22 protein-coding genes are annotated in these 23,060 nt (G+C 60.4%); 10 read left to right on the plus strand and 12 right to left on the minus strand.

Going from position 1 to position 23,060, the window contains the following annotated elements; genetic code table 11:
• Nucleotides 1-2 precede the first annotated feature (2 nt).
• From dinG to ACI77I_RS06155, 6 genes are all read left to right on the plus strand, one after another.
• Nucleotides 3-2,147, plus strand: a complete 2,145-nt coding sequence (gene dinG / locus ACI77I_RS06130) for an ATP-dependent DNA helicase DinG (RefSeq protein ID WP_094950015.1) — start codon at nt 3-5, stop codon at nt 2,145-2,147.
• A gap of 98 nt (nt 2,148-2,245) precedes the next feature.
• Nucleotides 2,246-4,543 (plus strand): beta-galactosidase, encoded by a 2,298-nt coding sequence (locus ACI77I_RS06135; RefSeq protein WP_242154789.1) that lies wholly within the window; start codon nt 2,246-2,248, stop codon nt 4,541-4,543.
• 82 nt (nt 4,544-4,625) lie between these two features.
• Nucleotides 4,626-5,771, plus strand: coding sequence for a serine hydrolase domain-containing protein (locus tag ACI77I_RS06140; protein WP_094950013.1), 1,146 nt, complete (start codon nt 4,626-4,628; stop codon nt 5,769-5,771).
• 143 nt (nt 5,772-5,914) lie between these two features.
• Complete coding sequence (locus ACI77I_RS06145; RefSeq protein ID WP_406997134.1) at nt 5,915-7,066, plus strand: OmpA family protein; 1,152 nt, start codon at nt 5,915-5,917, stop codon at nt 7,064-7,066.
• A 27-nt stretch (nt 7,067-7,093) separates the two neighbouring features.
• Nucleotides 7,094-7,741 (plus strand): pyridoxamine 5'-phosphate oxidase, encoded by a 648-nt coding sequence (pdxH, locus tag ACI77I_RS06150; protein WP_406997135.1) that lies wholly within the window; start codon nt 7,094-7,096, stop codon nt 7,739-7,741.
• 260 nt (nt 7,742-8,001) lie between these two features.
• Nucleotides 8,002-8,466: a glycine zipper 2TM domain-containing protein gene (locus ACI77I_RS06155; RefSeq protein ID WP_003189251.1), complete on the plus strand. Its 465-nt coding sequence runs from the start codon at nt 8,002-8,004 to the stop codon at nt 8,464-8,466.
• A gap of 94 nt (nt 8,467-8,560) precedes the next feature.
• On the opposite strand, the gene ACI77I_RS06160 is transcribed toward ACI77I_RS06155, so the two are convergent.
• The 3 genes from ACI77I_RS06160 to nhaA all read right to left on the minus strand — a co-directional run bounded on the left by ACI77I_RS06160 (nt 8,561) and on the right by nhaA (nt 12,321).
• A complete protein-coding gene (locus ACI77I_RS06160; RefSeq protein WP_406997136.1) occupies nt 8,561-9,052 on the minus strand; it encodes a DUF6124 family protein in 492 nt (163 codons plus the stop codon).
• Between the two features lie 272 nt (nt 9,053-9,324).
• Entirely contained in the window at nt 9,325-10,947 is a 1,623-nt protein-coding gene (locus ACI77I_RS06165; protein ID WP_094950010.1) for a methyl-accepting chemotaxis protein, read from the minus strand.
• A 198-nt stretch (nt 10,948-11,145) separates the two neighbouring features.
• Entirely contained in the window at nt 11,146-12,321 is a 1,176-nt protein-coding gene (gene nhaA / locus ACI77I_RS06170) for a Na+/H+ antiporter NhaA (RefSeq protein ID WP_242154797.1), read from the minus strand.
• Between the two features lie 216 nt (nt 12,322-12,537).
• On the opposite strand from nhaA, the gene ACI77I_RS06175 reads away from it, so the two are divergent.
• Entirely contained in the window at nt 12,538-13,632 is a 1,095-nt protein-coding gene (locus tag ACI77I_RS06175; RefSeq protein WP_094950008.1) for a PLP-dependent cysteine synthase family protein, read from the plus strand.
• A 135-nt stretch (nt 13,633-13,767) separates the two neighbouring features.
• On the opposite strand, the gene ACI77I_RS06180 is transcribed toward ACI77I_RS06175, so the two are convergent.
• Together ACI77I_RS06180 and ACI77I_RS06185 are read right to left on the minus strand one after the other, a co-directional pair.
• Nucleotides 13,768-15,381 carry an NAD(P)/FAD-dependent oxidoreductase gene (locus ACI77I_RS06180; protein ID WP_406997137.1) on the minus strand — a complete coding sequence of 538 codons (1,614 nt, stop codon included), beginning with the start codon at nt 15,379-15,381 and terminating at the stop codon, nt 13,768-13,770.
• Nucleotides 15,382-15,487: 106 nt separating this feature from the next.
• The gene (locus ACI77I_RS06185; protein WP_094952963.1) at nt 15,488-16,159 is read right to left on the minus strand and encodes a COG3650 family protein; all 672 of its coding nucleotides are present in this window, start codon (nt 16,157-16,159) and stop codon (nt 15,488-15,490) included.
• 160 nt (nt 16,160-16,319) lie between these two features.
• On the opposite strand from ACI77I_RS06185, the gene ACI77I_RS06190 reads away from it, so the two are divergent.
• Nucleotides 16,320-16,679: a hypothetical protein gene (locus ACI77I_RS06190; protein ID WP_406997138.1), complete on the plus strand. Its 360-nt coding sequence runs from the start codon at nt 16,320-16,322 to the stop codon at nt 16,677-16,679.
• A 46-nt stretch (nt 16,680-16,725) separates the two neighbouring features.
• Here ACI77I_RS06190 and ACI77I_RS06195 read toward each other — a convergent pair whose 3' ends face one another.
• A complete protein-coding gene (locus ACI77I_RS06195; RefSeq protein WP_094952961.1) occupies nt 16,726-17,325 on the minus strand; it encodes a short chain dehydrogenase in 600 nt (199 codons plus the stop codon).
• Nucleotides 17,326-17,428: 103 nt separating this feature from the next.
• Here ACI77I_RS06195 and ACI77I_RS06200 point away from each other — a divergent pair, with 103 nt between their 5' ends.
• Nucleotides 17,429-18,343 carry a LysR family transcriptional regulator gene (locus ACI77I_RS06200; protein WP_406997139.1) on the plus strand — a complete coding sequence of 305 codons (915 nt, stop codon included), beginning with the start codon at nt 17,429-17,431 and terminating at the stop codon, nt 18,341-18,343.
• Here ACI77I_RS06200 and ACI77I_RS06205 read toward each other — a convergent pair.
• The 5 genes from ACI77I_RS06205 to ACI77I_RS06225 all read right to left on the minus strand — a co-directional run bounded on the left by ACI77I_RS06205 (nt 18,334) and on the right by ACI77I_RS06225 (nt 21,121).
• Complete coding sequence (locus ACI77I_RS06205) at nt 18,334-18,819, minus strand: DoxX family protein (protein WP_406997140.1); 486 nt, start codon at nt 18,817-18,819, stop codon at nt 18,334-18,336. The genes ACI77I_RS06200 and ACI77I_RS06205 overlap by 10 nt on opposite strands.
• The gene (locus ACI77I_RS06210; RefSeq protein WP_406997141.1) at nt 18,816-19,592 is read right to left on the minus strand and encodes a putative DNA-binding domain-containing protein; all 777 of its coding nucleotides are present in this window, start codon (nt 19,590-19,592) and stop codon (nt 18,816-18,818) included. The genes ACI77I_RS06205 and ACI77I_RS06210 overlap by 4 nt, the downstream gene beginning before the upstream one ends.
• Complete coding sequence (locus ACI77I_RS06215) at nt 19,589-20,467, minus strand: DUF692 domain-containing protein (protein WP_406997142.1); 879 nt, start codon at nt 20,465-20,467, stop codon at nt 19,589-19,591. Before ACI77I_RS06215 ends, ACI77I_RS06210 begins: the two co-directional genes overlap by 4 nt.
• A gap of 24 nt (nt 20,468-20,491) precedes the next feature.
• Nucleotides 20,492-20,791, minus strand: coding sequence for a DUF2282 domain-containing protein (locus ACI77I_RS06220; RefSeq protein ID WP_083359753.1), 300 nt, complete (start codon nt 20,789-20,791; stop codon nt 20,492-20,494).
• Between the two features lie 69 nt (nt 20,792-20,860).
• Nucleotides 20,861-21,121 (minus strand): hypothetical protein, encoded by a 261-nt coding sequence (locus ACI77I_RS06225; protein ID WP_176462993.1) that lies wholly within the window; start codon nt 21,119-21,121, stop codon nt 20,861-20,863.
• Between ACI77I_RS06225 and ACI77I_RS06230 the strand changes: the two genes are divergently transcribed.
• Complete coding sequence (locus ACI77I_RS06230; RefSeq protein WP_406997143.1) at nt 21,015-22,307, plus strand: MFS transporter; 1,293 nt, start codon at nt 21,015-21,017, stop codon at nt 22,305-22,307. The genes ACI77I_RS06225 and ACI77I_RS06230 overlap by 107 nt on opposite strands.
• 50 nt (nt 22,308-22,357) lie before the next feature.
• On the opposite strand, the gene ACI77I_RS06235 is transcribed toward ACI77I_RS06230, so the two are convergent.
• A complete protein-coding gene (locus ACI77I_RS06235; RefSeq protein ID WP_094952956.1) occupies nt 22,358-23,059 on the minus strand; it encodes an ABC transporter ATP-binding protein in 702 nt (233 codons plus the stop codon).
• Nucleotide 23,060 lies beyond the last annotated feature (1 nt).

Here is a 23,060-nt window from a genome sequence, read left to right on the forward strand (position 1 = left end):
CCATGATCAGCACTGAACTTAAAACCACGATCCAGGGCGCCTATTCGCGTTTTCTCGAAGCCAAGAGCTTGAAACCGCGCTACGGCCAACGCCTGATGATCGCCGAAGTCGCCAAAGTCCTCGGGGATATCGACACCGACGACGAAGGTCGGCGCAGTGGCGACCCCGCGATCGTGGCCGTCGAGGCCGGCACCGGCACCGGCAAGACCGTGGCCTACAGCTTGGCCGCGATCCCGACTGCCAAGGCCGCCGGCAAGCGCCTGGTGATCGCCACCGCCACCGTCGCCCTGCAAGAGCAGATTGTCTACAAAGACCTGCCTGACCTGATGCGCAACAGCGGCTTGAATTTCACCTTCGCCCTGGCCAAGGGGCGTGGCCGCTACATGTGCCTGTCCAAGCTCGATGTATTGCTGCAGGAAGGTCACGCGCAAACCGCCACGGCGTCGCTGTTCGAAGAAGAAGGCTTCAAGATCGAGGTTGATGAAGTCAGCCAGAAGCTGTTTACCAGCATGATCGAAAAGCTGGCCGGCAATAAATGGGACGGCGACCGCGACAGTTGGCCCACCGCCCTGGAAGATGCCGACTGGGCACGCCTGACCACCGACCACAGTCAGTGCACCAACCGCCATTGCCCCAACTTCGGCCAGTGCGCCTTCTACAAGGCCCGCGAAGGCATGGGCAAGGTCGACGTGATCGTCACCAACCACGACATGGTCCTGGCTGACCTGGCCCTGGGCGGCGGCGCCGTGCTGCCGGACCCGCGCGACACCCTTTACGTATTCGACGAAGGCCATCACCTGCCCGACAAGGCTATCGGCCACTTCGCCCACTACACGCGCTTGCGCTCCACTGCCGACTGGCTGGAAACCACCGCCAAGAACCTCACCAAGTTGCTGGCCCAGCACCCGCTGCCCGGCGACCTGGGCAAGCTGATCGAGCAGGTGCCGGAGCTGGCGCGCGAGATCAAGACCCAGCAGCAGTTCATGTTCAGCGCCTGCGAACAGGTCGCCGACTTCAAGCCCGGCGAAGACGTGGAGGGCCGCGAGCGGCCGCGTCACCGCTTTGTCGGCGGGTTGATCCCCGAGCACATGCGTGAAATGGGCATCGAGCTCAAGAAGGGCTTTTCGCGCCTGACCGACCTGTTCACCCGCCTGACCGACTTGCTCAAGGAAGGCATGGACGGCGAGGTCAACATCGGCATCGCCAGCAACCAGGCTGAAGAATGGTATCCGCTGTTCGGTAGCCTGTTGTCGCGTTCCCAGGGCAACTGGGAGTTGTGGACCGCCTTCACCGTCGAAGACCCGGAAGACAACCCGCCAATGGCGCGTTGGCTGACCTTGTCAGAAAGCGGCGCGCTGTTTGATATCGAGGTTAACGCCAGCCCGATCCTTGCCGCCGAAATGTTGCGCCGCAACTTGTGGAACGTGGCCTACGGTTGCCTGGTGACCTCGGCCACGCTGACGGCCCTGGGCACCTTCGACCGCTTCCGCATGCGTGCCGGCCTGCCGAAAAAAGCCGTCACCGCCGTGGTGCCGAGCCCGTTCCACCACGCCGATGCGGGTGTGCTGCGGGTGCCGGACCTCAAGGCCGACCCACGGGACGCGCCGGCGCACACGGCGGCGATCATCCGCGACCTGCCGGCGTTGGTTGAAGGCTCGCGGGGCACCCTGGTGCTGTTCTCCTCGCGCAAACAGATGCAGGACGTGTTCGACGGCCTCGACCGCGACTGGCGCAAGCAAGTGTTTATCCAGGGCAACCTGTCCAAGCAGGAAACCCTGAACAAGCACAAGGCGCGCGTCGATGGTGGCGATTCCAGCGTGCTGTTCGGCCTGGCCAGTTTCGCCGAAGGCGTGGACTTGCCCGGTGCCTACTGTGAGCACGTGGTGATCGCCAAGATCCCGTTTTCGGTGCCGGATGATCCGGTCGAGGCGGCTTTGGCCGAATGGATCGAAGCCCGTGGCGGTAACCCGTTCATGGAGATCTCGGTGCCGGATGCTTCCTTGAAGCTGGTTCAGGCCTGCGGGCGCTTGCTGCGTACCGAGGAAGACCGGGGCACCATCACCTTGCTCGACCGCCGTTTGGTCACGCAGCGCTATGGCAAAGCCATCCTCAATGCTTTGCCGCCGTTCAGGCGCGAAATTTCTTAAGCCGCCGTGGGCGAATTCGCCCACTTCGTGGTCTATCTCACTGCTATCGATGTATGTCATCAGGCCAGTCACCGGCCGTTTGGGAGAACCTTGTTCGTATGATTCGCACGCTGCCCGCTCTTTTTGCCTTGTTGTTCGCTGCGCCCCTGATGGCCGCGCCTGCCGGGCAACAAACGCTGTTCAATTTCGTCCGGCCTGCCGATGTGGTCAAGGTGGCGACCCTGGACGCCAGCCTGCCGCAATACAACGCCGAACAAACTGCTGAAGGTGAAGTGCTGCGCCGCATCACCTTCAACCCGGCGGCTGAGCCGAGCCTGGTGCTCAGCCCGCAGACCGGCGTGTGGGACTGGTCGCAGTCCGGCGCCATGAGCCTGCGTATCCAGAGCGCGATGGACTGGGCGCTGACCCTCTACGTCAAAGTGCAAAGCACCGACGGTAAAACCTTGGTCAGCCGCATCGACCTGCCAGCCGGGCCAGCGCAGACCCTGCTGATACCGCTGCAAGCCAACACCCCGCTGAGCCAAGGCATGAAAGCCGGCCCGCCGATGCCGATCACCGTGGACGGCCAGCGTGTATTGCTGGCGGGCAGCGCCGGGGAAATCGACCGCAGCCAGGTGGCGTCGGTCACCCTGTCGATGGTCAAGCCCAACGCCGCGCAAAGCATCCTGTTGGAACGCTTCGGGGTTCAGGACAGCGAGCCGGTGCTGAAGGTGGCCTACAGCGAACTGGTGGATGCGTATGGCCAGTCCACCCGCGCGCGCTGGCCCGAAAAGGTCAGCAACGATGAACAACTCAAGGCCGCAGCAGCCAAAGAGCAGCTACAACTCAAGGGCTGGCTGGCTGAGCGCGACAAGTCTTCCCTGGACCAATACGGCGGCTGGAACAAAGGCCCGGCGTTTGAAGCCAGCGGTTTTTTCCGCACCGAGAAACGCGACGGTCGCTGGTTCTTGGTGACGCCGGAAGGCCATCCGTTCTACTCCTTGGGCGTCAACACCGTGGCGCCGGACAACAACCAGACCTATGTGGCCGGTCGCGAGTGGATGTTTGCCGCGCTGCCCAAGGCCGGCGAGCCGTTCGACACGTACTACGGCAGTGGTGATAACCGCGGCGGCAACGGCGCCGACCAAGGCCGGGGCTTCAATGTGGGGCGTTGGTACGATTTCTACGGCGCCAACCTGCAGCGTGCTTACGGCACCGACGGTTTTGATCAGAAGCGCTGGGTCACGCACACCCTAGACCGCCTGCAAGCCTGGGGTTTCAATACTGTGGGCAACTGGAGCGACGAGGATTTGGCCCGCGCCGACCGCGTGCCGTACACCTTGCCGCTGTCGATTGTCGGTGACTACGCCAGCATCAGCACCGGCACCGACTGGTGGGGCGGCATGCCCGACCCGTTCGACCCGCGTTTTGCCATGGCCACTGAACGTGCGGTGGCCATTGCTGCTCGCGATCACCGCGACGACCCGTGGCTGATCGGCTTCTTTGCCGACAACGAGCTGGCCTGGGCCGGCCCCGGCGACGATGCAAAATCCCGTTACGCCTTGGCCTACGGCACGCTGCGCATGACCACCGACGTACCGGCCAAGCGCGCATTCCTCAAGCAACTGCGCGACAAGTACCGCAATGAAGACGGCCTGTCGAAGGCTTGGGGCATTCACCTGGCGGGCTGGGAGCTGATGGAAGACCCAGGCTTCGAGCCGCCGATGCCAAACCCTGAGCATCCGGAGATCGAAGCTGACTTTAAATACTTCCAGAAGACCTTCGCCGATGCGTATTTCAAGACCATCTCCGATTCGCTGAAATGGCACGCGCCCAACCAGTTGCTGCTGGGCGGCCGTTATGCCGTGAGCACCCCGGAGGCCGTGGCGTCCTGCGCGCAGTATTGCGATGTGCTGAGCTTCAACATGTACACCCTCAAGCCGCAGGATGGTTATGACTTTGCCGCTCTGCGAGCCTTGGATAAGCCGGTGCTGATCACCGAGTTCAACTTCGGCTCGGCGGACCGTGGCCCGTTCTGGGGCGGCGTGACGCAGTTGGCCAAGGAAGAAGACCGTGGCGTGGCCTACAACAACTTCCTCAAGCAGGCCATGGCTGAGCCGTCGATTGTCGGTGTGCACTGGTTCCAGTACTTGGACCAACCAGTGACCGGGCGTCTGCTGGACGGTGAAAACGGACACTTCGGTCTTGTCGGCATCACCGATGTGCCGTTCCAGGGCTTTGTCGACAGCGTGCGTAAAAGCAACCTGGCGGCGGTCGATCAGTTGGGTAAAGAGGCGCAAAAGGCCAAGGCCGCCAGCGCGGTTCGTGAGAGCGAAGGCGGCAGGTCGGGGAGTGCAGGCAAAGGCGCGGGGCAGGGCGCCGGGCACGCCGGCGGTCACTCTGGAAACGGCCATTGATTCATCGATGACGGGTTCACAAAACCCCTAATGACTGGAACAATGACGGCCACTTCTTACAGGGTTTTCCGAGGCGGGTCAGGTGCAGATTCAGGGTCATTACGAACTTCAGTTCGAAGCGGTACGTGAAGCGTTCGCCGCGTTGTTCGATGACCCGCAGGAGCGTGGTGCTGGGCTGTGTATCCAGATCGGCGGCGAAACCGTCGTCGACCTGTGGGCCGGCACCGCCGACAAAGACGGTGCTGAAGCCTGGCACAGCGACACCCTCGTCAACCTGTTCTCCTGCACCAAGACCTTCACCGCCGTCACCGCCCTGCAATTGGTGGCCGAGGGCAAGTTGAAACTCGATGCGCCCGTGGCTGACTATTGGCCCGAGTTTGCGGCGGCCGGTAAAGAAACCATCACGCTGCGCCAGCTGCTCTGCCATCAGGCCGGGCTGCCGGCGATCCGCGAGATGCTGCCGGCCCAAGCCTTGTACGACTGGCAACTGATGGTCGACACCCTGGCGGCCGAAGCTCCGTGGTGGACGCCGGGCGAAGGGCATGGCTATGAGGCCATCACTTACGGCTGGCTGGTCGGTGAATTGCTGCGCCGTGCCGACGGGCGTGGGCCGGGTGAGTCGATCGTCGCGCGGGTTGCGCGGCCATTGGGCCTGGACTTCCACGTGGGTTTGGCGGATGAAGAGTTTTATCGTGTTGCCCATATAGCGCGCAGCAAAGGCAATATGGGCGATGAGGCCGCGCAACGATTACTGCAAGTAATGATGCGCGAACCTGCGGCCATGACTACGCGTGCATTTGCCAACCCACCGTCTATTCTGACCAGCACTAATAAGCCCGAATGGCGGCGCATGCAGCAGCCAGCGGCAAATGGTCACGGTAATGCGCGCAGCCTGGCGGGTTTTTATAGCGGATTGTTGGACGGTAGTTTGCTGGAAAGCGACATGCTCGAACAATTGACCCGCGAACACAGTGTCGGGCCGGATAAAACCTTATTGACCCAAACCCGTTTCGGTTTGGGTTGCATGTTGGATCAACCGCACTTGCCCAATGCCACGTTCGGCCTTGGCCCACGTGCGTTTGGCCATCCTGGGGCTGGGGGTTCGGTGGGGTTTGCCGACCCGGAACATGATGTAGCGTTCGGTTTCGTGACTAATACACTGGGGCCTTACGTACTTATGGACCCGCGTGCACAGAAGTTGGTCGGAATATTGGCCGGTTGTCTGTAAAGAGCTTGCTGTTTCACGTTTTTTTGTTACAAAGGCAACTATAAGAAGGCGCTGAACGAAATTTTGTAACTTTAATGTTCTGTAAGCGTCTGTTTAACGGGTCAACCAGACCCCCCGGTTTTTTCTCATTTTGTGGATATCTCATGTTATCGAACAAGTCCTTGGCACTGGCGCTGTGCCTCACTATTACTGGCTGCGCACAAACTCCACAAAATGATGCCGAAGGCGGGCATTGGTGGTCATTTGGATCTGACAAGGCTGCTACCAAGGACGCAGTAACCCAGACCGACGCCAAGCCGGATGCAAAACCAGCCGCTGGCGCCAAGCCTGCCGCGCCGGTGGCTGCTGCTGCTGCTCCTGCGCCCGCTGCTGCCCCGGTAGCCAAGGCTGATGCCGACGGCTCTAGCTGGTGGCCGTTCTCTTCCAAAAGCGCCGACGAAAAGGCCGCCGATGCCAAGGCTGACCTGAAAGCCGACCTTAAGGCCGCCGACCCGGCGACGCCTGCAGTCGCCAAGACTGACAGCGAGCCACGCTGGTGGTGGCCGTTCGAGAGCAAGCCAAAGCCACTGGCCAAGGTCGACGTGACCAACGTGCCGATGCCCGACCCGAAAATCACCCAAGCCTGGCTGGATGACTATGAGCCGCGCTTGCGCGCTGCTATCAAGGACAGCAACCTGCAACTGGAACGTCGCGACAACGTACTGGTGGTGATTGCCCCGGTAGACGGTTCCTACAACCCGAAACGCCCGGCGATGCTGCTGCCGGTTACCCTGGGCCCGTTCACCCGTGTTGCCAAGGCTGTTGAAGCTGACCCAAAGACCGCTGTACTGGTCCTGGGCCACGTTGATGCCACCGGCGCCGCCCCGGCGAGCCAGGCCTTGACCAAAGAGCGCGCGCAATCGATCGCCTCGATTTTCAGCCTCAGCGGCCTCAAGCAAGACCGCCTGATGCTGCGCGGCATGGGCGACCTTATGCCGCGTGCTGCCAACGACAGCAATCAGGGGCGTGCGCTGAACCGTCGCATGGAAATCATGTTCACTCAGCGTACAACTATGTTGGCCCTGCTGAGCAAGTACAACTCGGGCAAGACACCGCCTGTAGCCGAAATGGTGGCTGTGCAGAATGTGCCTGCTCCGGCGCCTGCTGCAAAAGCTCCGGCGAAAAAGGCTCCAGCGAAGAAAGCCGCTGCCAAGCCCGCCGCTAAAAAAGCCCCGGCTAAGCCAGCTGCCAAGAAGCCAGCCCCAGCCAAAGCCAAGGCCGCGACACCGGCTGCCAACGACCAGGCGAAAAACTGATCTGCTGAACCATAAGGATAAAGCCGCATGACCCAGGCACTGGCCGATATGCGCCGTGACTACACACGCGATGGTTTGAGCGAGGCCCAGGCCCCGGGCGAGCCGTTTGCGTTGTTCCACCAGTGGTTTGGCGACGCGGTGAAAACCGAGCAGCCACCGGTGGAGGCCAATGCCATGACCCTGGCCACGGTCGACCAGGACGGTCGCCCGCACTGTCGCATCCTGTTGCTCAAGGGGTTGGATGCACAGGGCTTTACCTTCTTCACCAATTATCAGAGCGCCAAGGGCGAACAGCTTGCGGCGCGGCCTTTTGCGGCCATGACGTTCTTCTGGCCCACCTTGGAGCGCCAGGTGCGTATCGAAGGGCGGGTGGTCAAGGTCACGCCTGAAGAGTCGGATGCTTATTATCAGGTCCGCCCGTTGGGCAGCCGACTTGGTGCTTGGGCCTCGCCGCAGAGCCAAGTCATTCGTGACCGTGAAGCGCTGCAGGATTTGCTCAAGGCTACCGAGCAGCGTTTCAGCGACACCCAACCCGACTGTCCTGAGCATTGGGGTGGCTATCGCCTGCTGCCCGAGCGCATCGAGTTCTGGCAGGGCCGCGCCAGCCGCCTGCATGACCGCCTGAACTATCGCCTGCAAGCCGGCGAGTGGACGCGCGAGCGCCTGGCGCCCTGAGCTGCACCTCTCGTCACATCCCCCGAATGTTGCCTACCACACGAAGTCTCTCTCCTAGAGGCTTCGCGTGTGCTGCTGCACGACTACAATGAACGGGCCCATGGCCGTCTTTGGAACAAGGGTGAGAGCTACCGTTCGTCTATTTTTCTGGTACTGGCAGTCTGTACTGAGGCTGAATGAAAGCAACTTTCTGACGTGCTTGCCGTGACAGGCGCCAAGCTGCGGCGTCTAATGAATACCTGTCCTTTGGAGTTGAAGCTATGCGTAAGTCCGTTTTACTAGTTGCCTGCTTTACCACCCTGTCGTTGTTGTTGGGTGGCTGCGCCTCGAGTCTGACCGGCGACTCGTACTCCCGTGACGAGGCGCGCCGTGTACAAACCGTTCGCATGGGCACCATTGAATCCCTGCGTCCGGTGAAAATCGAAGGCACCAAGACCCCAATCGGCGGCGCTGCTGGCGCAGTCATCGGCGGCGTTGGCGGCAGCGCCATTGGCGGCGGCCGTGGCAGTATCGTCACCGCGGTGATCGGCGCCGTAGCCGGCGGCCTGCTGGGCTCGGCCACCGAAGAAGGCCTGACCCGTACCCAGGGCGTGGAAATCACTGTTCGCGAAGACGACGGCAGCATGCGCGCCTACGTACAGGCCGTGCAGGAAAATGAAATCTTCCGCATCGGCGATCGCGTACGCATCATGACCGTTGACGGTACCAGCCGCGTTACGCGTTAAGCGTCGGCCGTAGCAACACAAAACCCCAACCGGGTAACCGGTTGGGGTTTTTTGGTTTTGTGGGCTGGGATTGCCGATAACATTTCTAGCTCTGTTATGTCGGGCACCGCTGCTCCATTGCACGATCTACTAACAGTCCCGCCAGTCCGAGTAGCTGCCCAATTGCTAACAATTGGCTGCGTAGTTTTCCGTCCGTTGTTTCTGCTAAATCAGAGGTCAGCCCACCTGCGCCTATCAGGGTTTCGTATGCATTTACCAATAAGGCCTCTGTGTTGGCGGCTGAGTTAATCGAAAACAGTGGTTCGTAACCATTGGGTGGCGCAGTGCCTGGCTCAGAATGATTGGCGGCGCGGCGTGCTTGTGCCAATAGCTGTGCAGTGTCTAACGGAGGTGGGTTCGGTGTGACCTTGTACATGGGTGGAGCCGCCCCTGATCGCCGCGACGCGATGGAAGGTGGCAGCTGTACGCAGGTTCGCGGACCGAGAACTTGGAACTCGGCATACCCGAAGGTATCCCGCGCACAGCTGCCATAACACGAAGCGTCAGCCATAGGAGTGGCTGACGAAAAGCGATGGCAATTATGCATCAAGTTAACAGGCCGCGACGCCTGATCGCTGAGTGTCAGCGAGTGGGGGAGACTAGTGCGTCACTTGCTGCAAGGCAATCCCGGCGACTCGTGGGAAATGTCTGATGGGTTTCTCCGGTGGCGCAAGAAACGCAGGCAATAAAACAGCCTTAGTGGGGCGGTTTTTTTTGCTGGATTTAAGGCCCAACTCATGGAGGGCCGAGTATGTCGAAGTTTGCCTGTGGCGAGGGGGTAGCATTCGGTCAGGCATTGTGAAGTTTTAAAGCCTCACTTCAAACCTGAAAGTGCTTCACCATCGTGTTCAATTCATGCGCCAGGCTGGCGAGGGATTGCGAGGCGGCCGTCGTTTGGGTCGAGCCTTGCGCCGACTGAATCGACAGCTGTTGAATATTCAGCAAGTTGCGATCAACCGCCCGTGCAACGTCGGCCTGCTCTGCCGCCGCCGTGGTAATCACCAGGTTACGGTCGTTGATCTCATCGTTAGCCGCCAGGATATCTGCCAGCGCTTGCTGAGCCAGCTCGGCCAACGCCAGGGTCTGCTGGGTCATGGTGCTGCTGTCGAGCATGGTGTGGACGGTGCTGGCGGTATTGGTCTGAATACTGCCGATCATTTGTTCGATTTCCTGGGTCGATTGGGCCGTTCGGTGGGCTAGGGCGCGCACTTCATCGGCGACCACCGCAAAACCACGCCCGGCCTCACCGGCACGCGCCGCTTCGATGGCCGCGTTCAGGGCCAACAGGTTGGTTTGCTCGGCAATGGTGCGGATCACATCAAGTACTTTGCCGATACCTTTGGCTTGCTCAGCCAGGCCACCGACTTGCCCGGAGCTGACCTCAACACCACGGGTCAGCGCCTGGATGGCATTCAACGCTTCGACCATGCGCTGCTGGCCTTTCAAGGCGATGCTTCGCGACTCTTGGGAAAGGTCGGAGGTCGAGGCGGCATTGCGCGCCACCTCTTCAATCGCGGTGGTCATCTCGGTGACGGCCGTGGCCGCTTGCTCGATCTCCCCATGTTGCTGCTGCAGGTCGCGGCTGCCCTCGGCCGTCACGGCGTTAAGCTCCTCGGCTGCAGCGGCCAGTTGGCTGGATGAGCCGGTGATTTGCCGCAGGGTCTGCACCAGGTTGTTACGCATGGTCTCTTGAGCCCTGAGCAGGCGAGTGGCCTCATCGTTGCCTGTCGGGTTGATGGGCTGGGTGAGATCGCCCTTGGCGATGGTTTCGGCCACCTGTACGGCTTCAATGATCGGCCCGGTTATGCTTCGGGTCAGCAGCCAGGCGACCAGCACTGTGCCGCCACTCACCAGCAGAATGACGATCGTGATGCCGCTCACCGCATGCTGGTAGGCGCCTACAGAGGTCTGCCCGGCTTGTTCGGCGCCTTTGTTGGCGAGGTCTATCAGTTGATCGAAGTTCTTGGTCATCTGCTCATAGCTTTCTCGAATGCTGTTGAGAAAGTCGCGGGCGCCGGCCTTATCGCCTGAGCGTGAGCGTTTGAGCATTTCGGTGTGGTTCTTCGCGTAGGCATCAAGGCTTTGGTTGAACACCTCCAGCCGTGATTGTTCCTCAGGCGTGCGCAGCAGCGCTGCATATTGCGCGAGCTGTTCCTTGACGCTTTTCAGGCGGCCGGCGGATTTGTCTTCATAGGTCTGCATGTCCGCATCGCCAGACGACAGGATGTGCGCCATTTCTCCCAGGCGAAAACGGTCGAGCGAGGCATTGGCCAGGGCCAGGAGCCTGACGCGCTGCATCCAATTGTTCTGAATGTCGGCAGCCTGTGACTGGACTTCGCCTATCTGCTTGAGGGCGAACAGACCGAGAAACACACTCAGCGACGCAATAGCCGCGAAGCCGATAAAGGCTCTGGCGGCGATTCTCATATTTCTCAGGAACATGGGGTTTTCGCTCGGGCTGGAAACGCGTTGGGGAGCATTCTCGGGCGTGTGTCCCGGGCGGGGACAGTTGGAGCGCCACAATCACTAGTCGGCGGCGAGCGCGAAGTCTTTAGGCGTTTGAGAAAAGTGTCATCTGCGGAAAAAGAAAAACCCCAACCGGGTGACCGGTTGGGGTTTTTGGTAGTGCTTTCAGAACGCTCAGGCTTTCTTGCGACTCGCCATCGCCGTCACCGCATAACCTATACACGCTGCCAGGATCGACCCGGTCAGAATCCCCATTCGATCCTCCCCGGCGAATTCACTGGCGCCCGGCACAAACGCCAGGGAGCCGACAAATAGGCTCATGGTAAAGCCGATACCGCACAGGATCGCCACCCCAAACACCTGGCCCCAGTTCGCGCCGCTGGGCAGGGCCGCAAGGCCGGTCTTGATGGCGAGCCAGGTGAGGCCGAACACGCCGACGGTCTTACCGATCAGCAGGCCGGCCGCGATGCCCAAAGGCACGTGATGGGTGAAGCTCTCCACGCTGACCCCGGTGAGGGACACGCCAGCATTGGCAAACGCGAACAGCGGCAGGATGGCGTAAGCCACCCAAGGGTGCAGGGCGTGTTCCAGGGTCAGCAATGGCGACGTTTCGGCGTTCTTGGTGCGCAGCGGAATACAGAACGCCAAGGTCACACCGGCCAAGGTGGCGTGTACACCACTTTTGAGCACACACACCCACAGGATCAGACCGATGATCAAGTACGGCCCAAGTTTGATCACGCCCAGGCGGTTCATCGCAATCAAGGCAATCAAACAGGCGCCTGCACCCGCCAAGGCCGCACCCGACAGGTCGGCGGAATAGAACACGGCGATGACGATGATCGCACCGAGGTCATCAATGATGGCCAGGGTCATCAGGAACAGTTTCAGCGACACCGGCACACGCTTGCCCAGCAGGGCCAGCACGCCGAGTGCGAAGGCAATATCGGTGGCCATCGGGATCGCCCAGCCGGAAAGCGCGGCAGGGTAGTCCTTGTTGATTGCCCAGTAGATCAGTGCCGGCACCACCATGCCGCCAATGGCCGCAGCGCCGGGCAAGACCACTTGCGATGGCTTGGACAGGTGGCCGTCGAGCAACTCGCGCTTCACCTCCAGGCCGATCAGCAGGAAGAACAGAGCCATCAGGCCGTCGTTAATCCACAGCAGAGCGGGCTTGGCGATTTTCAGCGCGCCAATTTGTGCCACCACCGGTACGTCAAGGAAGGCGCTGTACAGGTGCGACAACGGTGAGTTGTTGATGATCAGCGCCAAGGCGGCAGCGGCGATCAACAACAGACCGCTGGCGGCTTCCAGCTGGAAGAAACGGGTGAAAGTGCTACGCAGAGGCAAGGGATGCTCTCCAATCAAGGTTCAATAGGTGGGTACCCTAACCCGTACGGTTAGTTGTTAAAACAAAAGTTATATTCTTATTTGTTATAAGGGGCGGGCAGAGTTGATGTTGCGTCAAAGCCTAGCAATTGTGTGACTAATTGAGACGTCACTGTATCTGTGTGCAGTGTAGGAAACCCCCTAAAATCAGGGCTGAAATCTTTAGAGACGCACCCTATGAGTGACCACCGTACCTGGGCCCGCGAAGCCATCCGTATTATTGAAGCGGACTTTCAACGCAGCGCCGACACGCACCTGATCCCTCTGCCATTGCCGGGGTTGCCAGGTATCGAGTTGTATTTCAAGGATGAGTCCAGCCACCCCACCGGCAGCCTCAAGCATCGCCTGGCCCGTTCGCTGTTCCTGTATGCGCTGTGTAATGGCTGGCTCAAGCCCGGCGCGCCGGTGATCGAGGCGTCCAGCGGTTCCACGGCGATTTCGGAAGCGTATTTTGCGCGTTTGCTCGGCCTGCCGTTTATTGCGGTGATGCCGGCGACCACGTCCCAGGAGAAGATCGCCCAGATCGCCTTCTACGGTGGCAAGAGCCATCTGGTGAAGGATCCGACGCAGATCTACGCCGAGTCCGAACGCTTGGCGAAGGAAAGTGGCGGCCACTTCATGGACCAATTCACCTATGCCGAGCGCGCCACGGACTGGCGGGCGAACAACAACATCGCCGAGTCGATCTTCCAGCAAATGCGTTTTGAGCATTACCCCGAGCCGAGCTGGTTGATTTCCAGCCCCGGCACCGGCGGTACCACCGCGACTCTGGGGCGCTACGTGCGCTATCGCCAGCATTGCACCCGCGTGCTGTGTGCTGATGCCGAGCGCTCGGTGTTCTTTGACTATTACCAGAGCGGCGACGCCAGTCTGCGCCTGGATTGCGGCTCGAGAATCGAAGGGATCGGTCGGCCACGGGTCGAGGCGTCGTTTTTGCCCAAGGTCATTGATGCGATGGTCAAGGTGCCGGATGCGCTGTCATTGGCGGCCATGCATTACCTCGCCGAGCGGTTGGGGCGCAAGGTTGGGGGTTCCAGCGGGACTAACCTGATTGGCGCCCTGGTGGCGGCGCAGCAGATGAAAGCGGCGGGGGAGACGGGTTCGATCGTGGCGATCTTGTGTGACGGCGGTGAGCGGTATGCCACCACTTACTACGATCAGGCGTGGCTCACAGGGCAAGGGTATGAGCTGGGGGGGTTGATTGCGGCCGTAGCGGCCAGTGTTGAACGGGGTGAGCCGTTGCCGGATACCATCCTGCGCGCCAATATCTGACCCAACACAAAAACAAATGTGGGAGCGGGCTTGCTCGCGAATGCGATCCATCAGTCACTGATGTATTGACTGACACTGCGCTTTCGCGAGCAAGCCCGCTCCCACACTGGAGCTGCGGCATTTTCAGCTTTTGCGTCAGGCTTCGATGCCGAGCATATCCCGCGCCAACGCCTCGGCAATCCGAATCCCGTCAACGCCCGCCGACAGAATCCCACCGGCGTAACCGGCGCCTTCACCGGCTGGGAACAGGCCTTTCACGTTCAAGCTTTGCATCGATTCGTCACGGGTAATCCGCAGCGGCGACGAAGTGCGCGTTTCGATACCGGTCAGCACCGCGTCATGCAGCGAGTAGCCCTTGATCTGCTTCTCGAACGCCGGCAACGCTTCACGAATCGCTTCGATGGCAAAATCCGGCAGAGCCAAGGTCAAGTCACCCATGGACACGCCAGGTTTGTAGGACGGTTCCACACTGCCGATAGCCGTGGACGGCTTGCCAGCAATGAAGTCACCTACCAGTTGCGCCGGTGCCTCGTAGTTGCTGCCGCCGAGGATGTAGGCGTGGGACTCCAGGCGCTCCTGCAACTCGATACCCGCCAGCGGGCCACCTGGGTAATCCACTTCAGGCGTGATGCCGACCACGATGCCGGAGTTGGCATTGCGCTCATTACGCGAGTACTGGCTCATGCCGTTGGTCACCACGCGGTTCGGCTCGGACGTGGCCGCCACCACCGTGCCGCCCGGGCACATGCAGAAGCTGTAGACCGAGCGGCCGTTCTTGGCGTGGTGCACCAGTTTGTAGTCGGCCGCGCCGAGTTTCGGGTGCCCGGCGTATTTGCCCAGTCGCGCGGCGTCGATCAGCGACTGCGGGTGTTCGATACGGAAACCCACCGAGAACGGCTTGGCCTCCATGTACACGCCACGCCCGTGCAGCATGCGGAACGTGTCGCGGGCGCTGTGGCCCAGGGCCAGGATCACGTGCTTGGAGAGGATCTGCTCGCCGCCGTCGATCACCACGCCATTCAACTGGCCGTCTTCGATCAGCACATCGGTGACGCGCTGTTCGAAACGCACTTCACCGCCCAGGGCGATGATTTGCTGGCGCATGTTTTCCACCACGCCGGTCAAGCGGAAGGTACCGATGTGCGGCTTGCTAACGTAGAGAATTTCTTCCGGCGCACCGGCTTTGACGAACTCTTGCAGCACTTTGCGACCGTGGAATTTCGGGTCCTTGATCTGGCTGTAGAGCTTGCCGTCGGAGAAGGTCCCGGCGCCGCCTTCGCCGAACTGCACGTTGGACTCGGGGTTGAGTACGTTTTTGCGCCACAGGCCCCATGTGTCTTTGGTGCGTTGGCGCACTTCCTTGCCGCGTTCGAGGATGATCGGCTTGAAGCCCATCTGCGCCAGGAGCAGCCCGGCGAAGATCCCGCACGGACCAAAACCCACCACGATAGGGCGTTCGACCAGGCCCAGCGGTGCCTGGCCTACTACTTTGTAGCTGACATCCGGCGCCGGGTTGATGTTGCGATCATCGGCGAACTTGAGCAGCAGGGCGGCTTCGCCCTTCACGTTCAGGTCGACGGTGTAGATGAAGCACAGCTCCGACGACTTCTTGCGGGCGTCGTAGCTGCGCTTGAATAGGGTGAAATCGAGCAGGTCATCACTGGCGACGCCCAGGCGCTGTACGATGGCTGGCCGCAGGTCTTCTTCGGGATGGTCGATGGGCAGCTTGAGTTCGGTGATTCGTAACATGACGGGATCCGGTAGGCGGCGGACAAAAAGGCCGGCTGTTTTGCAAACCGGCGATTATAAGCCCCAATGGCGGTTTTTCGTCATGTTAAAACAGCGCAGGGTTGAATCAGTCGTCGCGCGAACCGCCAAACGCCGCGCAACCACGCTGTACCTGGCCGTTGACACGCAACTCGGCGGTCATGTGTTGCAAGCTGCCGCTCACTGGGTCGATGCAGCGTTGCGGGGCCACCCACAGTTCGATGTGCTGGTTATTGGCTTCGGTCATCAGGTTGAAACGGCCGTCACCCAGTTGTTCTTCCACAAAAGGCACCGCCAATGGCGGCTGGCCTTCGCGCTGCAGCACCATGCCCTTGGCCGTGACGTTCATCGCCCAGGCCGGTTTATGGCCGTTGGCCCGTAGAATCATGCGCTTGAAGTCCGGGTCGTTGCAGGCCGAGGTCGAACGTTCCATGCGATAGAGTTGTTGCAGTTCCACCGAGCCCTGGGTGCCGGTGGCGACCCCGGAGAACTTGCCGCGCAAGTCGGCAAACAGCGCGCCTTGCTGACCGGCCAGTGAGGCGGCTTCCTGCAGGATGCTGGTGCCACCGGTGTCGTTGACCACGTAGTTGCGCTTGTCGCCGCAAGGCTGGAACAACAGTTTGTCGCCGACTGCCGTCAGCTCACCCTGCATACGGGTCATGCCAACGGTCGATGGCTTGGCCGGCTCGCTTTCGAACATCTGGCAAGCGGTGAACAGGGGCAGCAGGGCGAACAGAACAAGGGTACGGGCGGCGCGCATTTATTGGGTCTCCAAACAAGTGCCGCCACGTTACGCAGGCTGGCGTAGCATCACAAGTCAGTTATATGAACGGATGACGTAGGATAAAGCCAGGAGAGCGTTTTCCTCATGCGCCGCGCGGGGTTGTGTGAAACGCTCGGGGTTTGTATCGGGAGCATAAATGATGAAGATGCCGGCTGCGCTATGCGGCTTGTTGTTACTCACCTCCAGCGCATGGGCTGAACAGCCTGCCAAGTTGTTTTACAACTCGCAGACTGACTTTGTCGAAATGAGCCTGGCACTGAAAGCGCCCGGGGAGCCAAACCCGGGCTATATCGGCTTAAGTGTGGTCCTGAGCCCTGAAGCCAGCGCCCGCACTGCGGCGTTGAGTGCGCAGGCAATGTACCAGCCACTGACGATTTACCTCAATGGCCGGCCACTGAGTACGGCCACCGTCAGAGGCGTAATTGACACTGGGCAATTACGATTGCAGATACCGAAGGAAAGCCTCGTGGAGATGATGCCGTCGCTGATGCGATAGAGGTTTCCAGCGCTGCCTGGCCTATTGGCAGCGCTTCGTAAAAACCTTAACCGACGATAAAGGTCTGGCCAGTCTGCAAGCCCTCGACGCTTTTCGCGTAGGCCAATGCCACATCGGCGCCCGGAGCGGGTTTGTAGCCACGGAAGTACGGCGCGTAGCTGCCCATGGCCTCCAGCAGGACTGTCGGGCTCACGGAGTTCACGCGCAGTCCGCGTGGCAACTCGATTGCCGCCGCTTTGACGAAGGCGTCAAGTGCGCCATTCACCAGTGCCGCGCAGGCGCCAGTACGGATCGGGTCACGGTTGAGAATGCCGCTGGTGAAGGTGAACGAGGCGCCATCGTTGGCATATTCACGGCCGATCAACAGCAGGTTGACCTGGCCCATTAGCTTGTCGCGCAGGCCCAGTTCAAAATCGCTTTCGCTCATTTCACCCAACGCCACGAACTTCACGCTGCCCGCCGCGCAGATCAAGGCATCGAACTTGCCTGTCTGTTCGAACAGCTTGCGGATCGAAGTACTGTCACTGATATCCACCTGGAAGTCGCCGCTGGTGCGACCGATGCTGATCACTTCGTGACGCTGAGCCAGTTCTGCCTTGACTGCCGAGCCGACCGTGCCGCTGGCACCAATCAATAGGATTTTCATCGTGCTGTTCCTCCAGGGGTAAGTGAAGTTTCAGTCTAGTGTGGCTTTTCCCGTGGATAAACGTGCTAATAGGCAACCTTTGGTTTTCAAATGGAAACAATCCATGAGCGAGATGGATGACCTGGCGGCCTTTACCGTTCTGATCGAAGCCGGCAGTTTCACCGTGGCAGCCGAGCAACTGGGGTGCAGCAAGGGGCAGTTGTCCAAGCGCATCAGCCAGTTGGAGGCGCAGTTTTGCGTGGTGCTGCTGCACCGCACCACCCGTAAGCTCAGCCTGACCGCAGCCGGTGCGGCACTGTTGCCCCAGGCTCAGGCGCTGGTGGTACAGGTGGAACGCGCACGTCAGGCATTGGCGCGGCTCAAGGACGATTTGGCAGGGCCGGTACGTATGACGGTTCCGGTCTCGTTGGGGGAAACCTTCTTCGATGGCTTGCTGCTGGAGTTTTCCAAGCAGTACCCCCAGGTGCAGATCGAGCTGGAATTGAACAACAACTACCGAGACTTGGCGCGCGATGGGTTTGATTTAGGCGTGCGCTCGGGGGCTATCGAAAATGAGCGCTTGGTGGCCAAGCCGCTGCTGGCCTGGCACGAAATGACCTGCGCCAGCCCGGCCTACCTGGAGCAACACGGCGAACCGCTGACCCCGGCGGACCTGGCCGCCCATACCTGCTTGCTCAACAGCCACTACAGCGGACGTGAAGAGTGGCTGTACCACCAGCAACATGAACTGCTGCGGGTGCGGGTCAGCGGCACGTTTGCCTCCAACCACTACAACCTGTTGAAAAAAACCGCGCTGGTGGGGGCCGGTATCGCCCGCCTGCCGTCCTACGTTTTACCCGCGGAACTGGCTGACGGCCGATTGCGCTGGCTCCTGCGTGATTATCAGACGCGGCGCATGCCGATGTACTTGGTTCACCCTTACCAAGGCGGCTTGCCGCGCCGCACCCAAGTGCTTGCAGACTACTTGGTGGATTGGTTCAAGCGCAGCGGCGAAGCGCTGGATCGTCTTCAGCGATAGCGGCGTGCAATCAGGTGATCGATGGACAAGCAGCCTGGGCCCTTGGCGACCAATAGCAACAGCAAGGCGATCCAGGTGCCGTGGGTTGGGTAGGCGTCCGGGTAAACGAAGAGTTGAATGGTCAGGGTCATGCCGATCAGGGCCAGGGCCGAGAACCGTGTGGCAAAGCCTACCAGGATCAGCACCGGGAAAAAGTGCTCGGCAAACGCGGCCATGTGCGCGGCCACTTCCGGTGACAACAAGGGCACGTGATATTCGCTGCGAAACAGCGGCAAGGTTGACGCGGCCAGTCGCGGCTCGCCGAACTGGAAGGTGCCGCTGATCAGGTCGATGGCAAAGCCTTCAACCTTGGTTTGCCCGGACTTCCAGAACACCGCCGCAATAGACAAGCGTGCGACAAAGGCGATCAGGCTGTAAGGGATTTTCTCGAGCAGTGCGATGGCCCGTTTAACCAGGCAGGAAGGGGTGGCGTTCATGGCGATACCTTTTGTTCTGTGTGCAAATGAGTGATGGCGTCGTGGCTGATCAGCAGGGTCAGGCATTGGTTAAGGTCGAATTCGGCTGAGGCTTGGAGGGCATGTTCCACTGCCTCTTCAAGCGGCGTGCCGTGGTTCAGGCTGTTGATGAACGCGACCGAACCGCTGTCGATGGCGAAGATCTTGACGGCCAGGCCTTGGCGCAACACCAGCGCGCTTTGGGCGTGCCAGGGGTCCAAGGTGGCCAGGCCGCCCTCGGTCTGGTGCGCAGCCCACACTGCCACCACTGCATAAGCGCAATTCAGCGTGGCCAGGGATGGATGCAGTTGCAGGCGCAGTTGTCCCAGGTCTGTCTGGCCTTGCAGTGCTTGAACAATGGCTTGCTGTTCCAGCGGCTGGGTATCCACCGCGTGATAGGCGCGCACCCGCAGGCGCTCAAGCCTTGCGACATCGGCCAGGTAGGGCACGCTGGCGGCCGGTTCAAAGTCCTGGATGAACGCGCCAAATTCGTTGCCGTACTCGCTGATCAGCGGACTGGTGGGCGGGCACGCCTGTACAAACAGCCCAGCCATGGCGCGAAAAAACTCATCGCCGACTAACTGCAAGGTCACCGGGTAAGCCGTCGCCAGGGCGTTGATCAACGCGCTGTGGACATTGTTGCGATACACCGCAAAACGGCTGGCCGGGTCGGCGCCGTTGCTGCTGAACAAACCGTCGGGGCAGGCCTGGCTGGGATCAATCAAGGCATTGGCAAACGCAGCGTGAAGGCTCATACGCTCACCTGCGCCAGATGCCAGTCGGCGTGCTGGGCTTCGGCGTGCAGCACACTGAACGCTGGCACTTGGTTATCTCGCTCGATCAACGTGGCCATCGGGCCGGTGCGCGTGAGGACCTGTTCGTACAGTTGCCACACGGCGTTATCGATGGGCGCGCCATGGTCATCGATCAGCAGGCGGTCACCCAGGCTGTCAGTGTCTTCGGCGAAGCCGGCCAGATGAATTTCACCGACGGCGTGCAAGGGCAGCGCGTCAATGTAGGACAGTGGATCGCGCTGGTGATTGATGCACGACACGTAGACGTTGTTGACGTCTAACAGCAGGCCGCAACCGGTGCGGCGGATGATCTCGCTGATGAAGTCCGTCTCGTCCAGCGTGGAGCGCTGGAATTGCAAGTAGGTCGACGGATTCTCCAGCAGCATCGGCCGCTTGAGCGTGCTTTGCACCTGGTCGATGTGTTCGCACACCCGGTTCAAGGTGGCGACGTCGTAGGCCAGGGGCAGCAAGTCATTGAGAAACACCGGGCCGTGGCTGGACCAGGCCAGGTGTTCGGAAAAAGACTGGGGTTGATAGCGTTCGATCAGCGTGGCCAACCGTGCCAAGTGCTCACGATTTAACGGCCCTTCGCCGCCGATGGACAGGCCTACGCCGTGCAGCGACAGCGGGTACTGTTCGCGGATCAAACCCAGGTAGTGATGGAACGGGCCGCCGGCCACCATGTAGTTTTCGGCGTGTACTTCAAAAAAACCGATGTCGGGCGAGGTCTCGAGCACTTCAATGAAGTGCTCGTTCTTCAGCCCAAGCCCGGCCCTGTGAGGGAGGCCGGGCACCTGAGCCGGTGAGACCGTGTGCTGGGGAAAAAGCGTCATCATCAGTACTCAGGCTGCGGGCTGTTTTCAGGATTTGGCGGTGAAGGCCGCTTCCTGGCCGAAACCGGTTGGCGAGGTGGAGCTTGGGGTTTTAGCGCAGGTGCCGGCTGGGACCAGTTTCCAGGCGTTGGCCTGGTCTTTGACTTTGGAGGTGCCGGCGCAGGAAGTGCCGGCGCCTGCGGCGCAATCGTTCTTGCCGGCTTCAGCGATGCCGAAGCATTTGTCCATTTTGGCGTCGTCGGCGTGGGCCATGTTCGACATTGCGGACAGGCTCAGGGCCGAACCGAGGGCCAGGATCAGGGTAGCGGCGGACAGTTTCGTGGTCATGGTGTATCTCCAGCATTGAGGGTGGGTAAGGAAGCGTTTTTGCTTGCTTACCCCTCTAGAGTCAAGGCTTCAGGTTGCGTTACAGCAGGTAGCAAATAAATCTTCGATGGGCAGCAAAATAGTGCAGCGAGCCTCAGTCTTCAGGTATCGGCGGTCCTGCTGGCGCTTGCTGTACGATCGAGCAACGGGCGAAAGTGCTTGCGACCAATAAGGAGCTTTGGCGTTGAACAAGCGGTTTACAGATTTTTTCATCAGCAGGAATTTTTCATTCCTATGGCTGGGGCAAGCGCTTGCATCGTTTGGCGAGTTTGTTTTTGAAAGCACGGTCATCGTCTGGCTGGTGACGGACTTGTTTCACAACAGTGCCTTTTTACCGACGGCGGTGGGCCTGGCAGTGGCGGCCTCGGCCATCCCGCGTGTGTTGGTGGCGCCACTGGCCGGAGCCTGGGTTGATCGAATGGCCCCGCTGTACGTGATGATCACCGCGGATGCTATCCGGGTGCTCAACTTCCTGATCTTTTTTGTGATCTATTCGCTGGCAGGGCTTGATCAGATGCAAGTGCTTGCCGGGGTTCTGCTGCTGTTGTTGGTTAACAGCACCGCTGCGCAATTTTTCAACCCGTCGCGTCAGGCGATCATGCAGGTGGTCATCCCGTCTGCGCGACGCGTTGAAGCCTCAGCCAAGGCGACGTTTTCTTTGACGGGTATTTCAGTGTTGTCGGCGTCTCTTGGGCCGGCGTTATTTGTGTGGTTAGGGCCTGCTGTGGCACTGCTGATCAATGTGCTGGCCTTTACGTGTTCGGCACTCTGTATCGCCTCCACCCAAGGCCTGCGCAGGACGTTGCTGGCCGAGCAGCAACGGTTGCCGTTCTGGCACGGGCTGCTCGCGGGGCTGCGGTTTTCGTGGCGGCACGCTTCCATTCGCACGCTGCTGGTCGGTGTTGCGTTGTATGGGTTTTCGCTCGGGGTGAACAACGTTGCATTGTCCTTGTATGCATTCAAAACCATGGGGCTGAGCCCTTATGAATACGGCCTGATACTGGCGGCGTTCCCAGTGGGGGGCTTGATTGCCGCCGTGCTGGTGCGGCCGTTGCTGAAGTCATTGAGTACACGTCAGGCATTTACTATTTCGTTGCTGTGCATGGGTTTCAGCTACCTGGCGTACTCGCTGCATCCGCCGTTTTACCTGGCTTGGGCGCTGATGTTCTGCTGCGGGCTGTTCTTTTCGGTGTTTGCGATTGTTCAAGGGCCGATGCTTCAAGAAGCTGTGCCTGAGGGTTATATGGGGCGTGTATCGGCAACGGTCACGCCCGTGCTGGCCATCGCATCGCTCACCGGTACGCTGGTGTGTTCCCAGACGTTGAACCTGGCGCAGAGCGTTATCGGGTATTTCGATATGCCGCTGGACGTGTATGGCCTGTCTATCTTTCTCGCTGCGGGCTTGCTGCTCACGGGGGGAGGGTTGATGCTGGCCGGCCAACGGGCGAGCAAAGGTCAACTTGCCGCGACGCTCTAAACCGCAATAAAAAAACGGCCCGAAGGCCGTTTTTGGTTGACGCCAATGGCTCAGCCACCGAGATAAGCTTCACGCACTTTCGGGTCCGTCAGCAATTGCTCACCCGTACCCTGCATCACCACCCGGCCGTTTTCCAGCACGTAGGCGCGGTCGGCGATTTTCAGCGCCTGGTTGGCGTTCTGCTCCACCAGGAACACCGTTACACCGTCCTTGCGCAGTTGTTCGATGATGTCGAAGATCTGCTGGATGATGATCGGCGCCAGGCCCAGGGACGGTTCGTCCAACAGCAGCAGCTTGGGCTTGCTCATCAGCGCCCGGCCGATGGCGAGCATTTGCTGCTCGCCGCCGGACATGGTGCCGCCGCGCTGGCTGAAGCGCTCCTTGAGCCTTGGGAACAGGTGCAACACCTTGTCCATCTGCTCTTGGTAATCGCCCTTGTCGGTGAAGAACCCGCCCATGGACAGGTTCTCCTCCACGGTCAGGCGCGAGAACACGCGACGGCCTTCGGGCACCACCGCAATGCTCTTGCGCATGATCTGCGAGGACTGCTGGCCCACCAGCTCTTCACCCATGTAGCGGATGCTGCCGCTGTGGGCCTGCGGTGAACCGCACAGGGTCATCAGCAAGGTCGATTTGCCAGCACCGTTGGCGCCGATCAGCGTGACGATTTCACCTTGGCGCACTTCCACGTTGATGCCGTGCAGGGCCTGGATCTTGCCGTAGAAAGTGGAAACGTTTTCGAATTGCAGCATT

Source organism: Pseudomonas sp. D47 (assembly GCF_045447305.1).
Lineage (GTDB): Bacteria > Pseudomonadota > Gammaproteobacteria > Pseudomonadales > Pseudomonadaceae > Aquipseudomonas.

Excerpts from the sequence above, each read along its gene's own strand:
- ACI77I_RS06225 (WP_176462993.1), bottom strand. The coding sequence starts at position 21,121 with ATGACCGTGCTTTCAAAAACAAACTCGCCAAACGATGCAAGCGCTTGC.
- ACI77I_RS06175 (WP_094950008.1), top strand. The coding sequence starts at position 12,538 with ATGAGTGACCACCGTACCTGGGCCCGCGAAGCCATCCGTATTATTGAA.
- ACI77I_RS06205 (WP_406997140.1), bottom strand. The coding sequence starts at position 18,819 with ATGAACGCCACCCCTTCCTGCCTGGTTAAACGGGCCATCGCACTGCTC.
- ACI77I_RS06215 (WP_406997142.1), bottom strand. The coding sequence starts at position 20,467 with ATGATGACGCTTTTTCCCCAGCACACGGTCTCACCGGCTCAGGTGCCC.
- ACI77I_RS06220 (WP_083359753.1), bottom strand. The coding sequence starts at position 20,791 with ATGACCACGAAACTGTCCGCCGCTACCCTGATCCTGGCCCTCGGTTCG.
- ACI77I_RS06210 (WP_406997141.1), bottom strand. The coding sequence starts at position 19,592 with ATGAGCCTTCACGCTGCGTTTGCCAATGCCTTGATTGATCCCAGCCAG.
- ACI77I_RS06185 (WP_094952963.1), bottom strand. The coding sequence starts at position 16,159 with ATGCGCGCCGCCCGTACCCTTGTTCTGTTCGCCCTGCTGCCCCTGTTC.
- pdxH (WP_406997135.1), top strand. The coding sequence starts at position 7,094 with ATGACCCAGGCACTGGCCGATATGCGCCGTGACTACACACGCGATGGT.
- ACI77I_RS06180 (WP_406997137.1), bottom strand. The coding sequence starts at position 15,381 with ATGTTACGAATCACCGAACTCAAGCTGCCCATCGACCATCCCGAAGAA.
- ACI77I_RS06155 (WP_003189251.1), top strand. The coding sequence starts at position 8,002 with ATGCGTAAGTCCGTTTTACTAGTTGCCTGCTTTACCACCCTGTCGTTG.
- ACI77I_RS06145 (WP_406997134.1), top strand. The coding sequence starts at position 5,915 with ATGTTATCGAACAAGTCCTTGGCACTGGCGCTGTGCCTCACTATTACT.
- dinG (WP_094950015.1), top strand. The coding sequence starts at position 3 with ATGATCAGCACTGAACTTAAAACCACGATCCAGGGCGCCTATTCGCGT.
- ACI77I_RS06160 (WP_406997136.1), bottom strand. The coding sequence starts at position 9,052 with ATGCATAATTGCCATCGCTTTTCGTCAGCCACTCCTATGGCTGACGCT.
- ACI77I_RS06165 (WP_094950010.1), bottom strand. The coding sequence starts at position 10,947 with ATGTTCCTGAGAAATATGAGAATCGCCGCCAGAGCCTTTATCGGCTTC.
- ACI77I_RS06195 (WP_094952961.1), bottom strand. The coding sequence starts at position 17,325 with ATGAAAATCCTATTGATTGGTGCCAGCGGCACGGTCGGCTCGGCAGTC.
- ACI77I_RS06200 (WP_406997139.1), top strand. The coding sequence starts at position 17,429 with ATGAGCGAGATGGATGACCTGGCGGCCTTTACCGTTCTGATCGAAGCC.
- ACI77I_RS06135 (WP_242154789.1), top strand. The coding sequence starts at position 2,246 with ATGATTCGCACGCTGCCCGCTCTTTTTGCCTTGTTGTTCGCTGCGCCC.
- ACI77I_RS06235 (WP_094952956.1), bottom strand. The coding sequence starts at position 23,059 with ATGCTGCAATTCGAAAACGTTTCCACTTTCTACGGCAAGATCCAGGCC.
- ACI77I_RS06190 (WP_406997138.1), top strand. The coding sequence starts at position 16,320 with ATGATGAAGATGCCGGCTGCGCTATGCGGCTTGTTGTTACTCACCTCC.